Here is a 385-nt window from a genome sequence, read left to right as displayed (position 1 = left end):
CATCGCGCTCGTGCCGGATTTCATCGCCAGACCCTATATCCAGTCCGGCGAACTGGTGACGCTGTTCGACGATTATATTTCCAAGGACAGGGGTATCTATGCGGTCTATCCGCATCGCCGCTACCTGCCCGCCAAGGTGCGCAGCTTCGTGGACTATCTCTCGGCCTGGTTCAGGAAGAACGGGTAGTCCGCAAAATGAAACGCCCGCCTTGCGGCGGGCGTCGGTACTAGCGGAAAATCAGATCAGAATGGCGAATCCGGGAAGTAGAACTGCTCGGCATTGTCCTTGGTGATCAGCGTCGCATCGAGGATATATTCACCCGCGACCGGCACCTGATCGTAGAAGTGCCCAGCGGTCAGTTGCATGGCTGTCGCCACCATTGCC

General features: G+C 57.7%; 1 protein-coding gene and 1 pseudogene. One reads left to right on the top strand and one right to left on the bottom strand.

Annotated features, from left to right (window positions below):
• Nucleotides 1–187, top strand: a 187-nt coding sequence (locus PL640_RS25665) for a LysR substrate-binding domain-containing protein (protein ID WP_271363888.1), incomplete at its 5' end; no start/stop codon positions are given.
• A 56-nt stretch (nucleotides 188–243) separates the two neighbouring features.
• Here the strand turns inward: PL640_RS25665 and PL640_RS25660 are convergent.
• Nucleotides 244–385 (bottom strand): annotated as a pseudogene (locus PL640_RS25660) (ABC transporter substrate-binding protein); the annotation flags it as partial.

Source organism: Agrobacterium sp. ST15.16.024 (assembly GCF_027956545.1).
In the GTDB taxonomy this organism is placed as follows: domain Bacteria; phylum Pseudomonadota; class Alphaproteobacteria; order Rhizobiales; family Rhizobiaceae; genus Agrobacterium; species Agrobacterium cucumeris.
Note: the sequence above shows the minus strand (reverse complement) of the source record. Positions and strands in the feature narration are given on the sequence as shown.